The following is a 16,369-nucleotide window of genomic DNA, read 5'->3' as shown; positions in this document are numbered from 1 at the left end:
TATTGAACACAGCAGCGCCACAGGCAGGACCTGCACACACATTTCTACCCGCATCATCTTGTCCACCGGCATCATCCTGCGCGCCAATGCTGCGTGGGGAAGGCGGCAAAGCTAGTGACGTGGGCTCAGCGCGGGCCAGGTTTCGGTGATCTGGCCCTCTGTCAGCACCAGGATTTCGCCGAACTCGGGGATCACCGCCTCGCTTTGGCTGGGGTGTAAAAAGGCAAAGTGATCCACCGGAGACGCCGCGAGTTGCGGGCCGGACCAGACCTCCTGATTTGAGGAGCGGCCAAAGATCCCAGAATAGCCGTAGCCATGGGGATAGACTGGCGAGGCCTTCCAATAGCCGCCATAGATGGCCAGGTTGGCGCGGCGGCGCCAGGTCAGCAGGGGGTTTAATCCGTCAAGCCCCGGCAACGGGTTGTTGGCGCGGTATTTAAGAATTGGTGTGGCGATGAACATCGCAGGCAGAAACCCACGGGTTGCGGGGCGGCAAAAACCCTGTGGCTTTACCAGCACGGACCCCAGCGAGACTTCGCTGACCCCCTGCGCTGGCCCGTAGCGGTCAAAGGTGAGGCTGCCGCCGGTATTGACCAGTGGTGCAGCCCCCTGCGGCCCGGTAATCCCCCGTTGTTTCAGCAGCTCCGCCGCCCCGCGCAGCGCCTGTTCGACCGCTGCTATGGATCGCTTGCGCAGCGGTGCCGGCAGCTTGTCCAAATGCGGCTCATAGCCCATCACCCCCTCAAGCTGCAGCTGTGGCATTTGCTGGATCTGTGTCAGCAGCGCGGCAAAGGCGGCGGGCTCAACACCGCCGCGATGCAACCCCACGTCCAGCTCTATCGCCACCCGCAGGCGGATACCGCAGAACTGCGCAAGCTCTGCATATTGCTGTGCCCGCACCACGGTATCAAGCAGCCAGATCACCTGATCCGGGGCCTTTGCCTGCTGCGTCAGAACCTCGGCAGCGGCGCCAACGGGCAGGGGTTTCCCCATGAGGTGGTCCAGCGCAGGACGTTCCTGCAGCAGGCTGTGCAACATGGCCGAAGAAAAAGTCATCACGCCCACGGCGCCAAGCTGCTGCACCGCCAGATCCAGCATTGGCAGCGCGGCCAGCGATTTTGCCACCACCCGCAGCCCGGTGCCGGGGTGCGCCCTGCTGCGGGCCAGCGCCAGGTTGGCGACAAAACGCGCTCGGTCCAGCACCAGACAGGGCAGGGTCTGGCCTGCTTGCCGCAACGCCCCATCCCAAAGCGCAAAATCTGGCAGGCTCTCTGCGCTGCTCATGGGCGAAACATCCGGGCCAGGGCGGGGGACAAAAAGCGGTCCTTGGGGTCGAGCCGGGCGCGCAGCGCGTCAAACTTGCCCAGATCAGGATAGAGATCTTCGAGATCACGCCGCTGCAGGCTGTGCAACTTACCCCAATGGGGCCGCCCGCCAGCGCTGCGGAAAATGGCTTCGCAATCGTGAAAGAACCCGGTGTAATCCTGTCCCCCATGCATATGCACCGCCACCGAGACCCGGCGGCCATGCTGAAAGGGTGACAGCCAGGCAGTGTCTCCGGCGGTTTGGCGCACCTCAATCGGGAACCAGACATCTGGGTGGCGCCTTTCGATCAACGCGATGATGTCGCGCAATACGGGTTCGGCAACATCCGGTGGCAGGTGATACTCCATCTCATTAAAACGCATGGCACGGGTCGAGCTGAGCACGCGCCAGCTTTCGCCGACATAGTCCTCCTCCCCCTGCAGTTTCAACATCAGCGCCAAAACCCCGCGCTGCGCTTTGGGGTGCAGATGGCGCAGGGCGCTGGCGACCTTCATCACCTGCAACCCCAGCGCATCTAGATCAAGCGGGGGTTTGCTGGGCGCGGCCTCGGTCACGTCATGTGAAATCTGCACCCCCTTGCCACTATGGGGCAACAGGAAGAATTCAAAACAGCGATGCGCCGACCAGTTGCCATGCATCTGCTCCAACAGCACCTCAAAGGGCCGCACCCCAACACGGCGGCGCAGATTAAATGCAGGAACGGTGTTCAGTTCAATCTCCAGCAAGATCCCCAAAAGACCAAGGCCGACCTGAACCCCTGGCAAATCCTCTGCCGCGATCTCAACCAGCTCACCGCTGCCCGAGAGCAGCCGGGCACCAGTCATTTCCGCCGCGATGCTGGGCAGATCCCGTCCGGTGCCGTGAGTGGCGGTCGACATGGCCCCGGCCAGGGTCTGGACATTGATATCCCCGAGATTGCGGAACCCCTGCCCTTTGGCCTGCAGAGCAGCTGACAGGTCATGTAGCCGGGCATTGGCACTGACCCGCGCGCGGCCCGGTGCGCTCGTCAGTACGGTGGGCGTATTTATCTGGCTCAGGTCAAGAATGCGCCCGCCCCCAGACACCAAGGGGGTAAAGGAATGCCCTGCCCCCACGGGGCGCAGAACCTTATCGGGGGCTGCCAGAACCTCCCGCAGCTGTTCAATCGTGCGCGGTGCCACAACCGCCGCCTCTGAGCTTTCACAGCCAGACCAGTTCCGCCACATCAGCCTCCCCCTTCTTGTTGTTATCAGACCCGCATTTTGGCCTAGCCTAGTCTAGCCGCAGCCCCCGGTGTGCAAACAATGCTGACCATGCGTCAAGCACACCTCGCTGATGCTGACGAAAGACCGCGGGGACAAACACCGGTGAAACATGACCAAGGAGTGGACCAAGTGGGCCAAATCGTCCGGTCTGGTCGGGGCAAAGCAAAAGCCATGGCCTGCTTTGCCCGCCCTTGGGTTAGACCTTCACCCGCTCCGATTTTGGGTCATACATGGGTTTGAGCGAAGCCTCGGCCTGTACCCGCACCCCCATGACCTCAATCTCATAGCTGGAGGCCAGCACCTCCGCTGCCGTCTCCCCCTCGCAGGGCACATAGCCCATGCCAATAGCCGCCCCCAGGGTATGACCATAGTTGCCCGAACAGATATAGCCGACGATCTCCCCGTCCCGCAGGAGCGGCTCGTTGTGGTACAGCAGTGGCTCAGGATCGCTGAGTTTGAACTGCAAGAGCCGCGCCTTGGGGCCAGTTTCCTTGCGCTGGAGCACCGCGTCGCGGCCAATGAAAGCCGGTTTGTCGGTTTTCACCGCAAAGCCCAGCCCGGCATCAATCACATGATCTTCGCAGGTGATGTCATGGCCAAAGTGGCAAAAGCCCTTCTCGATGCGGCAGCTGTCCATCATATGCATACCGCAAAGTTTTAGCCCCATGTCCTGACCAGCGGCGTGCAGGGTTTCAAAGGCATGGCCTGCCATGTCCGCGCTCATGTAGATTTCCCAGCCCAGCTCCCCCACATAGGTGACCCGGTGCACCCGGGCCAGCCCCATGCCCAGCTCGATCTCCTGCGCGGTGCCAAAGGGATTCACCGCGTTTGAGAAATCATTGGGAGAAACACGCTCCAGCAGCTTGCGGGCATTTGGTCCCATCACCGCCAAGACGCCCTCACCCGCAGTTACATCGGTGATGACCACGCGGTGATCGCCCACATGACGCCTCATCCAGGTTTCATCCGCCAGGCGGGTCGCTGCCGGAGTTACCACCAGATAGGCGGTTTCCGAAAGGCGGGTGACGGTGACGTCGGCCTCGATGCCGCCCCGCGTGTTGAGGAACTGGGTATAGACAATCTTGCCCGCAGGCACCGACAGGTTGGCGCCACACACATGGTTGAGGAACACCTCAGCATCAGGCCCTTCGACGCGCAGTTTGCCAAACGACGACATGTCATACATGCCGAGGTTTTCGCGCACGGCGCGGTGTTCGGCTGCGGCGTTTTCAAACCAGTTCTGCCGCTTCCAGCTGTACTCATACTCCGCCGTCTGGCCCGCATTGGCGAACCAGTTGGCGCGCTCCCAGCCGGCCAGTTCACCCATCACTGCGCCTTCTTCTTTCAGGTGGTGATGGAACGGTGTGCGGCGCACTCCCCGCGCGGTGGCCTTTTGCCGATAGGGAAAGTGATCTGCATAAAGCAGTCCCAGGGTCTCTTTGGAGCGTTCAAACAGGTAATGTTTGTTGCCCTGAAAAGGCTGCATCCGCGAGATGTCCACATCGCCCAGATCAAAGGGTTTCTGCCCCTCGTCCATCCATTGCGCCAGCGCCATGCCAGCGCCGCCAGCGGATTGAATACCGATGGAGTTAAAACCCGCCGCGACCCAGACATTGTCCATCTCGGGCGCCAGGCCCAGATGATAGGCGTCATCGGGGGTAAAGCTTTCCGGTCCGTTAAAGAAAGTGTGGATCCCGGCCTCGGCCAGCATCGGCATCCGGTTGCAGGCGTTTTCCAAAATGGGTTCAAAATGGTCAAAATCTTCCGGCAGCTGGTCAAATTCAAAACTGTCGGGAATACCCGTCATCGCCCAGGGTTTGGCATTGGGTTCAAAAGCGCCCAGCAACATCTTGCCCGCGTCTTCCTTGTAATAGGCGCATTCATCCGGCACCCGCAGCACTGGCAGCTGGGTCAGGCCCTTGATGGCTTCGGTGACGATATAGAAGTGTTCGCAGGCATGCAGCGGCACATTCACCCCCGCCATACGACCGACCTCGTGGCCCCACATGCCAGCACAGTTCACCACCATATCGGCGGCGATATGACCCTGGCTCGCCCCATCATCGCTGATCCAGTCAACCCCGGTCACCCGGCGGCCAGTCTTTGACAGGCCAGTGACCTTGATGCGTTCCTTGATCAGGGCGCCACGCTGACGCGCCCCCTTGGCCAGCGCCAGGGCGATATTGCCCGGATCACCCTGACCATCCCTGGGAAGCCAGACACCGGCCTTTACGTCACCAATGTTCAGGTGTTCATATTTTGCCTTCACCTCCTGAGGTGAGATTTCTTCCACATCAACGCCAAAGGCCCGCGCCATGCCGGCCTGGCGGAAGATTTCTTCGCGGCGTTCCTCGGTCAGGGCGACAGTGATCGACCCACAGCGTTTAAAGCCGGTGGCGACACCGGTTTCCTGTTCCAGCCCGCCATAGAGCTCTTGGGAGTATTTGGCCAATTTGGTCATATTGGCGGTGGCACGCAGCTGGGCAATCAGACCGGCAGCATGCCAGGTGGTCCCCGAGGTGAGCTGCTTGCGCTCCAGCAGCACCACATCCGTCCAGCCCAGTTTGGTCAGATGATAGGCAACCGAGCAGCCAATAACGCCGCCCCCGATAATGACCACACGGGCCTGAGTTGGAAGTTCGCTCATGTCAGCACTCCGAAAGAACCTGAATTCCACTCAGATTATCACAGGCAGGCGTCACAAAAGGTGCCAAAAGCGCCAGTTACCCAGGGCTATTCTCCGAGGTTTTGAAAATCCGGCGACTGATCTGCCCCCAGGCGGCGACGCTTGCGCAGCGCAAAGGGGGTGATTCCAAAGACCGATTTGTACAGGGTGGAAAATCCGTTCTGAAACCCACAGGCCAGGCCAATTTCGCGCACGCTCATGGTGGTATTGAGCAGCAGGTTATTGGCCTTGTTCAGTCGCATTTCCCGGTAGAACCCATTGGGGGTGGTGGCCAGATAGGTCCTGAACTTGCGCTCCAGCGATCGGGTCGAAACCCCCAGCTCCGCCACGATCTCACCAATGGGCAGTGGCTCTTCGATATTGGCCTGCATCAGACGGATGGCATGGTCCAGATCCCGGTCGCCAGTGATCGTCGGTCTGGCCCCAGAGAAAGGCTGCAAGGAGGAATAGTCCCGCACCTGTTCATGCAGCATGATATTGGCGACGCTGACCTGTGCGGCCGCCGAGGTGAGCCGCCCAATCAAGGCCAGCACGATATCAGTGGTGGCCCCCATTCCGGCACAGGTGATGATTGGGCCATCCTCGCTGGCCAGCGCGTGGCTGGCCTCGAACAGGCCCTGACGTTCGCGCAGCAGCGCGGCATTTTCCCAATGGGTGGCCCCGCCCCTGCCTTGATCTTTGAGATAGCGCGCGGCGGCCTCTGCCAACAAAAAGACCCGCGCCCCCCGGCTGGTGTAGCCTTGCAGCACCCGCCCCAGGGACAGCGCCGGGTGGTCCGGGTCGGTATTGCCCAGAACAAAGGCAAAATCCGCATCGGGGCGATCAATATAAGGATCGGTATCGACCAGCAGCCCCGCCCGGCAGGACAGCTGCCCGCCCTGTGCCGAGCGATAGCAGATCCGAAACGGCGGTTGCGCCAACACTCGGTTGGCGATGCGCAGGGTCTCTGCCACGGCGGACAGTTCTGTCAGCACAAAGCCCTCGGCCAGCAGAATATCCACCGTCCAGACGCGCGGCGGGGAGGTCGGAGCGCCTGTCGCCTTTTGCTGTGTCATGTCACGCCTCCCCGTTTGCAGATCTCAGATTAGATGATCTCGTGTCCGGCCGCGCGCAGCTGGTGGGCCAGCTCGGCAATATGGCCGGGGCCAACCTCGCAGCAGCCGCCCACAATCGTGGCGCCCATGGCCACCCAGCCCATCACAAACTGCGCGTATTCAGCCGGCCCCAGATCCTGCCGCTGCTGCAACGCGTCCACCGTAGGCGCCTCTTGCAGGAAACCGTCGGTGATGCCGGTAAAGCCATTGGCATAGGCCCCAAATGGGCGGTCAAAGCGTTGGAGGATCTCCAGCCCGGCGCCAATCACCTCGGGGCGGGAGCAGTTGATCAAAACGGCGGCGGGTTGGAATTCTGCAAGCACCGGCGCCAGGTCCAACAAGGGCTCACCCGAGCGCAGGCGGCTGCCGTCATCGTCCTTCACCGAGACCGCCAGCCAGACCGGCTTGGAGGTTGCGCAACAACCCATCAGGGCGCCACGCGCCTGCGCCAGTGACGAGGCCGTTTCGATCAGGAACAGATCAGCCGTGTCCTCCGTCAGGCGCACCAGTTCCGCAAACAGCCGCGCTGCCTCTTGCAGCGGGATGTTCAGATCAGGCCGATAGCTGGCCCCAAGCGGCCCCAAGGCAGCGGCGATGCGTCCGCCCCCATGGGCATCCCGTGCAGCCTTGGCCTGTGCCATGGCAATGTCCAGCAAGGTTTCAAAGCGGTCTTCCAGCCCAGCGCGCAACAGACGATCCCGGTGCACCGTATAGGTATTGGTGGTGGCAATGGTGGCCCCGGCAGCAAAATAGTCGCCATGAACCGCGCCGACCAAATCCGGCTGATCCATCATCACCGAAGCCGACCAAAGCGGCGTTGGCCGCTCCCCGGATCGTTTGACAACTTCCTGGCCAACCGAGCCATCCAACAAGGTGATCTGCATAAGCGTCTTCTCTTTTATGGCACCAGGACCAGCCTGCCGCCCCATTATTTTGGTCTTTTGTACGGCAGTATTCCCTATCAGGCACGCAGGCGAGCGTTAGTGGGATCCCACAGGGGCTGATCTTCCTGAACAATGGCGCGGCATTTCTCACCGTAGATTTCGACCTCGACCTCGGTGCCCGGCAGGGCCAGGTCACGGCGCAGCATGCCCAGCGCGATCGAGGCATCGATGCGGTAGCCATAGTCGCCACTGGTGGTCTCTCCGACAATTTCCCCATCTTTCCAGATACAGGACATATAGGGTGCATCAGCCTCGCCTGCCTCCACAATCAGCGTCACAAAGACCTTTTTTGGTCCCTGCTGCAGCTCACTGCGGATCGCCGCCTTGCCGGGGAACTCCTGTGGCTTGTCGAGTTTGACAAAACGCCCCAAGCCCCCTTCGAGCAGGGTGTAATCTGTGGACAGATCGCCTTTCCAGCTGCGGTAACCCTTTTCGATCCGCAGGGCGTTCAGCGCATACATGCCAAAGGGTTTGGCTCCGCCTGTCAGCAGCGCATCATAGATCGCCGCCTGATGGCTATTGGTGCAATGCACCTCCCAGCCCAGCTCACCCGCATAGGACACCCGCGCCAAAAGGGCGGGCTGACCTGCAACCGTGGCCGTCTGGTGGGTCAACCAACCCAGGGACAGATCGGCGTCAGAGATATCGGCAAACAGGTCGCGTGATTTTGGCCCGGTGACGATCATAGTGGCAAATTCGGTGGTGCGGTCGCTCAGCGTCAGCCCGGTCGGCAGTGCCTTTTTCAGCACATCAAAATCGTGCCACTGGGCCGATCCTGCGGTGATCATGGTAAAGTGATCCTCGCCGTGACGCAGACAGGACATTTCCGTCAGAATACGGCCGCGATCATCGGAGAAATAGACCAGGTTCATCCTGCCCACCTTGGGCAGACCGCCGGTGACCAGACCGCGCAGAAACTCAGCCGCGCCCTCCCCTTCGAGATTAAAGCGCGAAAAGCCCGGCAGGTCCAAGACGCCAACCCCGTCCCGCACCGCTTCGCACTCTTCCTTGATGCGCTGCTGCCAGGGGCCGGAGCGACCCCAGGTATGGGTAGCAGCCTCAGAGGTATCATCCCCGTCTTTGGCAAACCAATTGGCCCGTTCCCAACCGTTGTAAGCGCCCATTTGCCCCCCCAGTTGCCTGAGTTGCCCATGCACCTGACTGACCTTTTTGTCCCGCGCAGCAGGCCATTCGTGGTGGGGGAAGTGCATGGCATATTCGTTGCCGTAAACTTCCATGCCTTTCTGGTCGCAATAGTCCTGATCGGTATAATCGGTGTAACGGCGCGGATCGACCGACCACATGTCCCATTCGGTCTGACCATCGACAATCCATTCCGCCAGAACCTTGCCGGCGCCGCCGCCCTGGGCGATGCCAAAGGTAAAGACGCAGGCCTCAAAGGCGTTGTCGACACCGGGCATTGGGCCAAGCAGCGGCAGGCCATCGGGCGCATAGGGGATCGGGCCATTGATAACGCTGGAGACCCCGGAGGTTGCCATCAACGGCACCCGCGCCATGGCATCGGTAACGATATCCTCGATCCGGTCCAGATCATCCTGCCAAAGCTGGAAGGAGAAATCCTCCGGCATCTGGTCATCATCCGTCATCCAATGACCCCGGCAGTTGGGTTCATAGGGCCCAAGGTTATAGCCGTTCTTCTCCTGGCGCAGATAGTAAGACACATCCACATCGCGGATCAGCGGCAGCTTCTTACCGGTCTGTTTGACATGGGCCTCTACCTCATCAATCTGCTCGGTCAGCAGATACTGGTGCGACATCACCATCATCGGCACTGTGCGCCCACCATAGGGTTTGAAGAATTCGCCGACGCGCTGGGCGTAATACCCCGCAGCATTGACCACATAGTCACATTCGATATCGCCCTTCTCGGTATGAACGATCCAGGTCTTGTCTGCCTTCTGGGTGACGCCAGTGGCGGGACAAAAGCGGATGATCTTAGCCCCCATGTCGCGCGCGCCTTTGGCCAGGGCCTGGGTCACCTGCGCCGGGTCGATGTCGCCATCACTTGGATCCCACAGCACCCCTTCCAGATCATGGGTTTCCAGGAACGGATAGTGCTCTTTGGCCTGCTCAGGCGTCCAGATCTCCATCTCGATGCCCTGATAACGGCCCATGGAACAGGCGCGCTCAAACTCCTGCATCCGCTCCTTGGAATGCGCCAGACGGATCGACCCGGTCTGGTGATAGTTCATCGGATAATCGACCTCATCTCCCAGGCGGGCATAAAGCTCAGTCGAATAGCGCTGCATGTTCATGATCGACCACGAGGTCGAAAAGGTCGGCACATTGCCCGCCGCATGCCAGGTAGAGCCCGCCGTCAGCTCGTTCTTTTCCAAAAGCACGCAATCGCTCCAGCCCTTCTTGGCCAGATGATAAAGACCAGAGGCGCCAATCACGCCACCGCCGATAATGACCACACGGGCCTTGGTTGGAAAATCAGACATGTTTGCTCCCCGGCCTTAGTCTTTTTGCAAAACACCATCGGCGATCTCATAGAAATCGCCCTTGTCACGCACAAAGATATGTTTCTCGATCCTCAGCCCCGTGGGCGCCGCAACAGCGCCAAGGGCAAAACTTGTGGTGTCCTCGTCATGGGCCTTCCAGAACAGGGAGGACCCACAGCGCCCACAAAAGCCCCGTTTGGCCTGTGGGCTGGCCTCAAACCAGCGCACAGGGCCAGAAATGGTCAGCGCGCTGTCCTTCACATAGGCCGAAGACCAGATGCCGCCGGATTGCTTGCGACACTGGCCGCAATGGCACATCGAGGCCCCCTGTGGCTCCGCCGCAGTCTCAAACCGGATATCGCCGCACAGGCAGGATCCCCTGGTCACATGATCCGTCATCGCATCACCTCCGCTTGCGGCATACTGCTGGCGCCCAGAAGCACACCGTAGATAATAAAACACAGGGCCAGACCCCGGCGGATCCAGATGTTAAACACCGCCTTCAGCGCCGCCTTGCCCATCATCATCCCCAGCAGGGTAAAACCAGTATAGCTGAGCGTGGTCAGCACCAGCGCTGTGGGCATGATCACCCCCATCTGCTGCCAGATCGGCACATCCGGCTGCACAAACTGGGAAAAGGCCGCAAGATAGCCAGCGACGCTTTTGGGGTTGATCACCGCCACCGCCAGGGCATGCAGATAGACATGGCGCGCAGGCCGCTCCACCGCTGGGGTGGGCGTGCTGGCATTGCGCCAGTTGCGCAGCCCCAAAAAGATCAAAAATGCCGCGCCTACGAGTTTGGCGACAAAAAATCCGGTTGGCGACGCGGCAATCAGGGCCGTCACTCCCAGTGCCGAGAGCACCAGAAACAACACCGCCTGTGTCAGGATCGCCAGAACCCCAAGCATCGCCTTGGAAAAGCGCAAACTCATACCATTGCTGATACAATTCACCGCATTTGGCCCCGGAGTGGTCACAAAGACCACCCAGAACACTACAAATATGGTCCAGGCCTCAAAACTCATCGCTCAATAGACCGGCGGCGCGATAACCCAGACCGCAATGGCTGGCTCATCGTAGGGGTTGGCCCATTGGTAGGGCTGATGTTTGATGCGAAAGCTATCGCCAGGCCCAACCGTAAAGGGCTTTTGGTCAATCAAAAGGTCCAGCCGCCCCGCGATCATATAGCCCACCTCCTGGGTCGGACGGTCTGCCGGTTTCTGCATCTTGGAATGGGGCCGAAACGTAGAATGCACCATTTCAAAATCATCGGTCAGATCAGGCGAAAGCAGCTCTTCGATCAGCCCCTCCTCGCCCGAGCCCATAGGCCGCCGTGATCCCGCCCGAACAATATAGCCATGTTCATTTGCCGGAGCGTCCGTATGGGCAAAAAGCATCGACATTGGCACGCATAGACAACTGGCAAGTTGCCGCAGATCTGAAATCGAAGGCTCTGACAGATCCCGCTCCACCTGGCTCAGCCAACCAACAGATTTATCCAGTCTTCCCGCGATATCAGTCAACGTCAGCCCGCGCGCCTTGCGCAGGGCTCGAATATCTGCACCCAAAGTTGCCGGTTGCGGGGCTTGACTGGTCACGGCTGAGATCTCCCTCCGCAAAATGCTGGTGAAATTTTTACCTGTTTTTTCACTATGTGCCGATCCGGTGAAATTTTCAAACCTTTTTTCACATCCCTCGCAGCCCCATCGTAGCAATGGGCTCCAAAAGACGGCGCGAACAGGCGCGCGCCCTTTCGGCTTTCATCTTTCCAAAAATACCTTGGGGTGAGGCCGCAGGCCGAGGGGCAAAGCCCCTCTTGCGGGCGCCTCCCCTAAGCCCTGGCAAATACCTGCTGTAAAATCGCAGCTAATTGCTGCTGGTCGTTCAGGGTAAAGGCATTTGCCTGGTCGCTATCGATATCCAAAACCGCAATCAACTGCCCTGCCGCATTCCACACCGGCAGCACCAACTCAGACCGGGTAGAAGAGGCGCAGGCGATATGCCCGGGGAAAGCGTCGACATCCGCCACCAGCTGCGCCTCCCCACTGCGCGCCGCCGCACCGCAAACACCGCGCGAAAACGGGATTTGCAAACAGCCATGGCCGCCCTGATAGGGGCCGATCTTCAATAGATCAGGCGCGACAACGCGGTAAAACCCGGTCCAGTCAAATCGATCATCGCTGTGATGCAATTCGCAGGCAACAGTGGCCATCAGCGCCACGGTGTCATCCTCACCCTCGGTCAGAGAGGCAAGTGTCTTGGACAAGGTATTGTAATCCACAGCCATGTCACGGTCCTTTAAAAGCAAAAGAGGGGGCTCTTCTGCCCCCTCTTGCCCCTCCGGGTCAATTCATCCCCGAGGATATTTTTGTCCAAATGGAAATCAGACCACTTCGATGGCAATGGCCGTACCTTCGCCACCGCCAATGCAAATCGCCGCAACGCCGCGTTTCAACCCACGCTTTTCCAAAGCATTCAGAAGCGTCACAATGATGCGCGCGCCCGATGCGCCAATGGGATGGCCCAACGCACAGGCGCCGCCGTTCACATTCACCTTGTCACGGCTGATGCCCATTTCATGCATAAAGGCCATCGGAACCACGGCAAAGGCTTCGTTCACTTCCCAGAGATCGACATCCTCTACGGCCCAGCCAATTGAATCGAGCAGTTTTTTGGCGGCGGGAACCGGCGCAGTGGTGAACCAGCCCGGCGCCTGAGCATGGCTGGCGTGGCCCAGAACACGGGCCCGCACAGTGAGGCCCTGGGTGGTTGCCGCCTCTTCCGAGGCCAAAACCAGAGCCGCCGCCCCATCGGAAATCGACGAGGCATTGGCCGCAGTCACGGTGCCGTCCTTGCGAAAGGCCGGTTTCAGTGTTGGGATCTTTTCGGGACGGGCATTGCCGGGCTGTTCATCAGCTGCGCTGGTGGTTTCGCCTTTCCGCGTTTTCATCGTAACACTGGCAATTTCACCCTCAAAAGCTCCGCTTTCTTGCGCAGCCAAAGCATTGGAGAGCGACTTCAGCGCATAGTCATCCTGTGCTTCACGGGTGAACTGGTAATGTTCGGCGCAGTCCTCGGCAAAGGTGCCCATCAGGCGGCCTTTGTCGTAGGCGTCCTCCAGCCCATCCAGGAACATGTGGTCAATGACCTGGCCATGCCCGATTCGCGCGCCACTACGCTGATTTGGCAGCAAATAGGGCGCATTTGTCATGCTCTCCATACCGCCAGCAACAACCGTGTCAGTTTGTCCCAGGGCGATCTGGTCATAGGCGATCATTGCCGCTTTCATGCCCGAGCCACACATCTTGTTGAGCGTGGTTGCCGGAACCTCTTCACCAAGCCCGGCGGCAAAACCTGCCTGCCGTGCGGGCGCCTGGCCCTGTCCTGCTGGCAAAACGCAGCCCATCAGCACCTCATCAACGGTCTTGGCGCCGGCCCCTTCCAGCGCCGCCTTGATGGCGACCCCGCCCAGCTCAGATGCGGGCAGGGCTTCAAAGACCCCCTGAAATCCACCCATAGGGGTGCGCGCCGCGCCGGCAATCACAACATTTTTCATCAGATATTCCTCCAATCGTCGCCAATAAACATACTGAATGCTAAGGATTGAGGTCTAGACTGGTATAAATACGTTGAGACAACTTTCCTGGGGGATCACTATGAGCCTGACAAGTACAGAGGCCAATGGTGCACAAATTGTGACTGTAAATGCGGATCGCATCGATGCAGCCATGGCAATTCAATTCAAAGAAGACATGCGGTCAGAGACCGAAAGCGGACCTGACCGCGTCATTCTGGACCTGTCACTGGTACAGTTCATCGACTCCAGCGGATTGGGCGCCATTGTCGCCGCCATGAAGCAATTGGGGCGCGACCGCCGTCTGGACCTGGCTGGGCCCACACCAATGGTAGAAAAAGTATTTCGCCTGACCCGCATGGATACAATTTTCAATCTCTACGCCTCTTTGAATGACGCTGTCAGTGCAAATAACACCTGAGTTCTGTCCAACCGACCGCATAGGGGCGGGAAGCGAGAAATGAATGGCTGAGACTTTTGCATGTTCGTTCAAAGCAACCGAACAAGGCGCCAGATCCTGTATCTCGGCGGTGATGCAACAACTGCGCGATATTGATCTGCCGGTGAACCGGGCCGGAGATGTGCAAATAGCCCTGGCAGAAGCTGTCAACAACATCGTAGAGCACGCCTATTCTGACCTCTCAGACGGCGAAATCTATATCCAATGCGATCTGTCGCCGGACGAACTACAAATTTGCATCAGCGACACCGGCCCTCCGCTGCCCAACGGCGAGCTGCCAGTCGGCCTGCCCGCTGATATCAGCGGCCCCATGGAGACGCTACCGGAGGGGGGATTTGGCTGGCATCTTATTCGTGCGCTAACCTGTCGCCTGCACTACGAAAGACAGGCCGACAGCAACCAGTTGTCGCTGTTTTTTGATATGCAGGCCAAACAAAATTAGCTGATGAGCCATACAAGCAAGCCTCAGCTCAGATCATTGGATCACACAAGAGCGGGGCACGGGGCGAACCTGCGCCGCAAAAGCACCACATTTCCGGCCCACTCTCGCCCCAGGTCTCAGGCATTGATTAACCCGTAGCTGACATAGCTTCTCCTGGCGTCGGACATCCAAGCCCCCACCGATCGTACGACGCCAGGGACAATCCTCCTCCTCAGTCCAGACCTCCCAGATTGCGCCCCGCAGGGCTGCGTATCACCCGGCGGAATCACAAAATCTCATTGTCATTTCAATCAGGGTCACTACTTTGCCGGGCAGCCTAACAGGAGTGGTCAATGCGCAACTTTCAATCTCCCGGACGTTCTGCCGTCTTTGCCCAGAACGGTCTCTGTGCAACCTCGCACCCGCTGGCAGCTGGCGCTGCTATTGATGTGTTGAAACGCGGCGGAAACGCCATGGATGCCGCCATTGCCGGGGCTGTTCTTCTCGGCATATGCGAACCACAAATGACCGGGATTGGCGGCGATTGCTTTGTGCTCTTTTCGCGCAGCGACAGCGATGAAATTCAGGCGGTGAATGGTTCGGGGCGGGCGCCGACAGGTGCCACGGCCCAGGCACTGCGGGATCAGGGCCTGACCAGCGTCCCGTTGCAAAGCGCCGATGCCGTCACCATTCCCACCGCGATCGAGACCTTCTGCCATCTCGCGGAAACCGAAGGCAAGCTTGGCCTGGATGCCCTGCTTGCCCCAGCCATTCAGTATGCAGAAACTGGCGTCCCGGTGGCGCCACGTGTTGCCTTTGACTGGGCAAATGATGCCGCCACCCTGCAGGGCACGGCCCGCGAGGCCTACCTCTTTGATGGCAAGGCTCCGAAGGTTGGCCAGATCTTTCGTGCCCCCGGCCAGGCCGAAGTCCTGCGCCGCATCGCGCGCGATGGCCGCGATGCCTTTTACACCGGTGAAATCGCCGAAGACATGGTTGCGACACTTCAGGCCGCGGGAGGTACCCACCAGGTGGCAGATTTTTCCGCCGCCGCCTGCGACCGGGTCACCCCGGTTTCGGCCAACTACAAAGGCGTTGATCTGGTTGAGCATCCCCCCAACGGTCAGGGGGCGACCGCCTTGCTGATGCTCAATATCCTCTCACATTTTGACATCGCAGCCCTGGACCCTCTGGGCGCCCAACGCGCCCATATCGAGGCCGAAGCCGCCAAGCTGGCCTATGATGCACGCAACCGGTTTCTGGCTGACCCGGCGCATATGCAGCGGCTCGACCATATGCTGTCGCCCGAAACAGCCAGCCGGCTTGCTGCGCTTATTGACCCAAAGCGCGCCATGGCTGCTGCCGCTCCGCTTACCGAAGCCATCCACAAAGACACCATCTATATCACCGTGGTGGACAAAGATCGCATGTCAGTCTCGCTGATCTACTCGATCTTTCATGGCTTTGGCTCGGGCCTTGCCTCTGAGAAATTCGGCATCCTGCTGCAAAACCGGGGCGCCGGCTTTAGCCTTCAGCAGGGGCACCCAAACGAATTGGCAGGTGGCAAGCGCCCAATGCACACAATCATCCCAGGCATGCTCCGGCATCAGGGACGGGTGATGATGCCCTTTGGGGTGATGGGTGGGGCCTATCAACCCAATGGCCATGCCCGGTTTGTATCCAACCTGCAGGACTTTGGCATGGATGCGCAGACCGCAATTGATGCCCCCCGCAGCTTCTCCGATAACGGCGTTCTCAAAGTTGAACAGGGCTACAGCGATCAAACGCGGCAAGACCTGAGCGATCTGGGTCATAAGGTTGAAATCCCGGACACCGCCATTGGCGGCGCTCAGGCGATCAAGATCCACCCTGATGGGCTGTTGGAAGGCGGCAGCGACCCGCGCAAGGATGGCTGCGCCCTCGGCTATTGAGGCCAGCGGGCCGTTGACCAAGACGTATTGAAAAACGCGCACCCGCGCCAGACCTGGGGGTCGGTGCGGGTAAAACACCCGTGCAATTGCCAGTCGTGAAATTGCCAGTCAGAAGCCCAGCAAAACACCTGTCAGGTCGGCCTAGCGCGACCTGTATCAGAACCCGCCCGAGAAGAGGGGGGACCACAGCCGGAGCCAGGTTTCAAAACGAGTGATAGAAAAAC

General features: G+C 59.7%; 14 protein-coding genes. 3 read left to right on the top strand and 11 right to left on the bottom strand.

Translation table 11 applies throughout. The features are described 5' to 3' along the window. Positions 1-111: 111 nt before the first annotated feature. The 11 genes from N1037_01635 to N1037_01585 all read right to left on the bottom strand — a co-directional run bounded on the left by N1037_01635 (position 112) and on the right by N1037_01585 (position 13,315). Entirely contained in the window at positions 112-1,284 is a 1,173-nt protein-coding gene (locus N1037_01635) for an alanine racemase (GenBank protein UWS79749.1), read from the bottom strand. Beyond that, a complete protein-coding gene (locus tag N1037_01630) occupies positions 1,281-2,531 on the bottom strand; it encodes an FAD-binding protein (GenBank protein ID UWS79748.1) in 1,251 nt (416 codons plus the stop codon). The genes N1037_01635 and N1037_01630 overlap by 4 nt, the downstream gene beginning before the upstream one ends. 235 nt (positions 2,532-2,766) lie before the next feature. Beyond that, positions 2,767-5,217 carry an FAD-dependent oxidoreductase gene (locus N1037_01625; GenBank protein ID UWS79747.1) on the bottom strand — a complete coding sequence of 817 codons (2,451 nt, stop codon included), beginning with the start codon at positions 5,215-5,217 and terminating at the stop codon, positions 2,767-2,769. An 86-nt stretch (positions 5,218-5,303) separates the two neighbouring features. After that, positions 5,304-6,311 (bottom strand): helix-turn-helix domain-containing protein, encoded by a 1,008-nt coding sequence (locus tag N1037_01620; GenBank protein ID UWS79746.1) that lies wholly within the window; start codon positions 6,309-6,311, stop codon positions 5,304-5,306. Between the two features lie 29 nt (positions 6,312-6,340). Continuing rightward, on the bottom strand, positions 6,341-7,234 hold the full coding sequence (locus N1037_01615) for a homocysteine S-methyltransferase family protein (GenBank protein ID UWS79745.1): 894 nt from the start codon (positions 7,232-7,234) through the stop codon (positions 6,341-6,343). 77 nt (positions 7,235-7,311) lie between these two features. After that, positions 7,312-9,759, bottom strand: coding sequence for an FAD-dependent oxidoreductase (locus N1037_01610; GenBank protein ID UWS79744.1), 2,448 nt, complete (start codon positions 9,757-9,759; stop codon positions 7,312-7,314). Between the two features lie 15 nt (positions 9,760-9,774). Continuing rightward, a complete protein-coding gene (locus N1037_01605) occupies positions 9,775-10,158 on the bottom strand; it encodes a GFA family protein (protein ID UWS79743.1) in 384 nt (127 codons plus the stop codon). Next, entirely contained in the window at positions 10,155-10,784 is a 630-nt protein-coding gene (locus N1037_01600) for a LysE family translocator (protein ID UWS79742.1), read from the bottom strand. Before N1037_01600 ends, N1037_01605 begins: the two co-directional genes overlap by 4 nt. Positions 10,785-10,787: 3 nt before the next feature. Next, positions 10,788-11,357 (bottom strand): XRE family transcriptional regulator, encoded by a 570-nt coding sequence (locus tag N1037_01595; protein UWS79741.1) that lies wholly within the window; start codon positions 11,355-11,357, stop codon positions 10,788-10,790. A 233-nt stretch (positions 11,358-11,590) separates the two neighbouring features. Continuing rightward, the gene (locus N1037_01590) at positions 11,591-12,046 is read right to left on the bottom strand and encodes a GAF domain-containing protein (GenBank protein UWS79740.1); all 456 of its coding nucleotides are present in this window, start codon (positions 12,044-12,046) and stop codon (positions 11,591-11,593) included. A 96-nt stretch (positions 12,047-12,142) separates the two neighbouring features. Further along, on the bottom strand, positions 12,143-13,315 hold the full coding sequence (locus N1037_01585) for an acetyl-CoA C-acyltransferase (protein UWS79739.1): 1,173 nt from the start codon (positions 13,313-13,315) through the stop codon (positions 12,143-12,145). Between the two features lie 100 nt (positions 13,316-13,415). On the opposite strand from N1037_01585, the gene N1037_01580 reads away from it, so the two are divergent. The 3 genes from N1037_01580 to N1037_01570 all read left to right on the top strand — a co-directional run bounded on the left by N1037_01580 (position 13,416) and on the right by N1037_01570 (position 16,145). Continuing rightward, positions 13,416-13,754, top strand: a complete 339-nt coding sequence (locus N1037_01580; protein UWS79738.1) for an STAS domain-containing protein — start codon at positions 13,416-13,418, stop codon at positions 13,752-13,754. Between the two features lie 43 nt (positions 13,755-13,797). Next, a complete protein-coding gene (locus N1037_01575) occupies positions 13,798-14,235 on the top strand; it encodes an ATP-binding protein (protein ID UWS79737.1) in 438 nt (145 codons plus the stop codon). Positions 14,236-14,567: 332 nt separating this feature from the next. Next, a complete protein-coding gene (locus tag N1037_01570; GenBank protein ID UWS79736.1) occupies positions 14,568-16,145 on the top strand; it encodes a gamma-glutamyltransferase family protein in 1,578 nt (525 codons plus the stop codon). Positions 16,146-16,369 lie beyond the last annotated feature (224 nt).

It is taken from the genome of Phaeobacter sp. G2, assembly GCA_025163595.1.
In the GTDB taxonomy this organism is placed as follows: domain Bacteria; phylum Pseudomonadota; class Alphaproteobacteria; order Rhodobacterales; family Rhodobacteraceae; genus Pseudophaeobacter.
The sequence above is the reverse complement of the archived record's forward strand: the minus strand, read 5'-3'. Positions and strand labels throughout refer to the sequence as shown.

Excerpts from the sequence above, each read along its gene's own strand:
- N1037_01625 (UWS79747.1), bottom strand. The coding sequence starts at position 5,217 with ATGAGCGAACTTCCAACTCAGGCCCGTGTGGTCATTATCGGGGGCGGC.
- N1037_01590 (UWS79740.1), bottom strand. The coding sequence starts at position 12,046 with ATGGCTGTGGATTACAATACCTTGTCCAAGACACTTGCCTCTCTGACC.
- N1037_01580 (UWS79738.1), top strand. The coding sequence starts at position 13,416 with ATGAGCCTGACAAGTACAGAGGCCAATGGTGCACAAATTGTGACTGTA.
- N1037_01620 (UWS79746.1), bottom strand. The coding sequence starts at position 6,311 with ATGACACAGCAAAAGGCGACAGGCGCTCCGACCTCCCCGCCGCGCGTC.
- N1037_01615 (UWS79745.1), bottom strand. The coding sequence starts at position 7,234 with ATGCAGATCACCTTGTTGGATGGCTCGGTTGGCCAGGAAGTTGTCAAA.
- N1037_01575 (UWS79737.1), top strand. The coding sequence starts at position 13,798 with ATGGCTGAGACTTTTGCATGTTCGTTCAAAGCAACCGAACAAGGCGCC.
- N1037_01630 (UWS79748.1), bottom strand. The coding sequence starts at position 2,531 with ATGTGGCGGAACTGGTCTGGCTGTGAAAGCTCAGAGGCGGCGGTTGTG.
- N1037_01605 (UWS79743.1), bottom strand. The coding sequence starts at position 10,158 with ATGACGGATCATGTGACCAGGGGATCCTGCCTGTGCGGCGATATCCGG.
- N1037_01600 (UWS79742.1), bottom strand. The coding sequence starts at position 10,784 with ATGAGTTTTGAGGCCTGGACCATATTTGTAGTGTTCTGGGTGGTCTTT.
- N1037_01610 (UWS79744.1), bottom strand. The coding sequence starts at position 9,759 with ATGTCTGATTTTCCAACCAAGGCCCGTGTGGTCATTATCGGCGGTGGC.
- N1037_01570 (UWS79736.1), top strand. The coding sequence starts at position 14,568 with ATGCGCAACTTTCAATCTCCCGGACGTTCTGCCGTCTTTGCCCAGAAC.
- N1037_01635 (UWS79749.1), bottom strand. The coding sequence starts at position 1,284 with ATGAGCAGCGCAGAGAGCCTGCCAGATTTTGCGCTTTGGGATGGGGCG.
- N1037_01585 (UWS79739.1), bottom strand. The coding sequence starts at position 13,315 with ATGAAAAATGTTGTGATTGCCGGCGCGGCGCGCACCCCTATGGGTGGA.